Below are 2851 nucleotides of genomic sequence, written 5' to 3' on the forward strand. Positions count from 1 at the left end.
CCTGCTCGGTGAGGACGTCAGCGATCCGTACGGCGGGGCCTTCAAGGTCACCAGGGGCCTGTCCACCCGGTTATCCGGACAGGACCGGGCCGCGCTCGCCGAGCAACTGCGCGAGAGCCTCGACGCGGAGCCGGCCGGGGTGCCGGATCCGGCGGGCCCTCCTGACGTTCCGAGGGGCTGAGGAGATCGACGGGGGAGTCAGAGGGCGCCGGTGTCCTGCGGCCGGGAACCCGTCACCAGATAGACCACGTCGTGCGCGACACGGACCGCGTGGTCGGCATAGCGCTCGTAGTAGCGGCCGATCAGCGTCACGTCGATGGCCGGCTCGACGCCGTACTTCCAGTCGGGGGCCATCAGGACCTTGAACAGCCTGCGGTGCAGCCTGTCCATCGCGTCGTCGTCGGCCTCCAGCTCCAGGGCGGACTCCACGTCGCGCGAGGCGATGCAGCTGCCGGTCTTGGTGATGAGGCGCTCGGCGATCTGGCCCATCTCCAGGATGGTGGCACGGATCTCCGGCGGGATCGCGGAGTCGGGATGGCGCAGCCTGGCGACCTTGGCCACATGCTCGGCGAGGTCGCCCATCCGCTCCAGGTCGGTGCCCATCCGCAGCGCCGCGATGATCATTCTGAGATCCACGGCCACCGGCTGCTGCCTGGCCATCAGGTCGAAGATCGTGGCCTCGATCTCCGCGAAGATCCGGTCGACCTCCTCGTCCTGGGAGATGACGCTCTCGGCGAGATGAAGGTCCGCGTCCAGGAGGGCTGTGGTGGCCCGCGATATCGCCGACCTCACGAGCCGGGTCATCTCGACCAGCCGTTCGGTGAGGGCGTCGAGGTCTTCGTGATAGGCGTCGCGCATGGAACTCACCGTATGAGGGGACCGGTGAACGAACCTCGACCGCAAAGTGAACTTTGCGGGAAAGGCCGCTGTCACCACCCCCGGGCCGTCCCCAACATGGAAACCCCCACCTACCATCGAAAACGTGAAGCCTACGGGAGGACCACGTGAGTGAGCTGATGGCGAGCCTGGCCGCGCTGGCCGGCTTCGTCGTGGGAGCGCTGGCCGTGATGGTCGTCCGCCAGCAGAGCCACGGACGGCGTGACGGGATGACACCGGTGGACGGCGTCGAGCCCGGCGCGCTCCCGCACGGGGTCGCCTCGGTGCTGGCCGTGCTGCCGTCCTCGGCGGTCGTGCTCGACAAGGAGGACCGGGTGCTGCGCGCCAGTTCGGCGGCGCGCGCGTTCGGCCTGGTCAAGGGAGAGCACCTGATGGCGGCCGAGCTGCTCGCGCTGGCCAGGAAGGTACGCAGGGACGGCGAGATCCGCGAGAGCGAGATCGAGGTGGCCGGCCACAAGTTCGGCCAGGAGTCGACCAACTTCGCGGTGCGGGTCGCCCCGCTCGGCTCCTACGGTCAGGTGCTGGTCCTCGCCGAGGACCAGACCGAGCACCGCCGCGTCGAGGCGGTCCGCCGCGACTTCGTGGCCAACGTGAGCCACGAGCTCAAGACGCCGGTGGGCGCGATGTCGTTGCTGGCCGAGACCATCCAGGACGCCGCCGACGACCCCGAGGCGGTCACCCGCTTCGCCGGGCGTATGCAGCATGAGGCGGCCCGGCTCACCTACCTCGTCCAGGACCTGATCACCCTCTCCCGCATCCAGGGCGCCGAGCCCATCCCGACTCCGGGCCCGGTGCTGATCGACGAGGCGGTGCACGAGGCCATCGACCGCTGTAACACCACCGCGGCGGCCAAGGACATCACCCTCGTCTCCGGCGGCGTCGAGGGCCTGCGGATATGGGGCGACGACGAGCTTCTCGTCACCGCCCTGCGCAACCTCATCGACAACGCGGTCGCCTACAGCCCCGAGCACACCCGGGTCGTGGTCAGTGCCCGCGGGGCGGGCCCCAACACCGAATACGTCGAGATCAGCGTGAGCGACCAGGGCATCGGCATCCCCGAGAGCGCCCAGGAGCGAATTTTCGAGCGGTTCTTCCGCGTCGACGCGGCACGCTCGCGCGCGACCGGTGGCACGGGCCTCGGCCTGGCCATCGTCAAGCACGTGGCCGCCGCCCACAACGGGGCGGTCACGGTGTGGAGCAAGGAAGGCTCAGGCTCCACCTTCACCCTCCGCCTGCCCGCCTTCGGCGGCATGGCGGTGGCAGTACCAGCTACCACCACGATCCCCCTGGAGGCCGCGCAGTGACTCGCGTGCTTGTCGTCGAGGACGAAGAGTCGTTCTCCGACGCTCTGTCATACATGCTGCGCAAGGAAGGCTTCGAGGTGGCCGTGGCCACCACCGGGCCGGAGGCGCTGGAGACCTTTGACCGGAACGGCGCCGACCTGGTGCTGCTCGATCTGATGCTCCCCGGCCTGCCGGGGACGGAGGTCTGCCGCTCGCTCCGCCAGCGCTCCAACGTGCCCGTCATCATGCTCACCGCCAAGGACAGCGAGATCGACAAGGTGGTCGGGCTGGAGCTCGGCGCCGACGACTACGTCACCAAGCCCTTCTCCTCCAGAGAGCTGGTGGCCCGCATCCGCGCGGTGCTGCGCCGTCAGGGCGATGTGGAGGAGCTGGAGTCGGCGGTGCTGGCCGCCGGTCCGGTCCGGATGGACGTGGACCGCCACATCGTCGCGGTGCGGGGCGAGCCGGTGCAGCTGCCCCTGAAGGAGTTCGAGCTGCTGGAGGTGCTGCTGCGCAACGCCGGGCGGGTGCTCACCCGGGGCCAGCTCATCGACCGGGTCTGGGGTGCCGACTACGTGGGCGACACCAAGACCCTGGACGTGCACGTCAAGCGGCTACGGGCCAAGGTCGAGTCCGACCCGTCCAACCCGCGCTGCATCCTCACGGTCCGG

The 2851-nt window shown here is 69.6% G+C and carries 4 protein-coding genes; 3 read left to right on the forward strand and 1 reads right to left on the reverse strand.

From position 1 onward, the window contains the following. On the forward strand, nt 1-181 hold a 181-nt coding region (locus tag ABZ260_RS49490; RefSeq protein ID WP_355632491.1), incomplete at its 5' end, for a hypothetical protein. Between the two features lie 17 nt (nt 182-198). Here the strand turns inward: ABZ260_RS49490 and phoU are convergent. Next, the gene (gene phoU / locus ABZ260_RS49495; RefSeq protein WP_355561118.1) at nt 199-858 is read right to left on the reverse strand and encodes a phosphate signaling complex protein PhoU; all 660 of its coding nucleotides are present in this window, start codon (nt 856-858) and stop codon (nt 199-201) included. 158 nt (nt 859-1016) lie between these two features. Between phoU and ABZ260_RS49500 the strand changes: the two genes are divergently transcribed. Then, nucleotides 1017-2201: an ATP-binding protein gene (locus ABZ260_RS49500; RefSeq protein WP_355561158.1), complete on the forward strand. Its 1185-nt coding sequence runs from the start codon at nt 1017-1019 to the stop codon at nt 2199-2201. Further along, on the forward strand, nt 2198-2851 hold a 654-nt coding region (locus tag ABZ260_RS49505; protein ID WP_355632494.1), incomplete at its 3' end, for a response regulator transcription factor. The genes ABZ260_RS49500 and ABZ260_RS49505, both read left to right, overlap by 4 nt.

Source organism: Streptosporangium sp. NPDC006013 (genome assembly GCF_040614275.1).
In the GTDB taxonomy this organism is placed as follows: Bacteria; Actinomycetota; Actinomycetes; order Streptosporangiales; family Streptosporangiaceae; genus Streptosporangium.

Excerpts from the sequence above, each read along its gene's own strand:
- phoU (WP_355561118.1), bottom strand. The coding sequence starts at position 858 with ATGCGCGACGCCTATCACGAAGACCTCGACGCCCTCACCGAACGGCTG.
- ABZ260_RS49500 (WP_355561158.1), top strand. The coding sequence starts at position 1,017 with ATGGCGAGCCTGGCCGCGCTGGCCGGCTTCGTCGTGGGAGCGCTGGCC.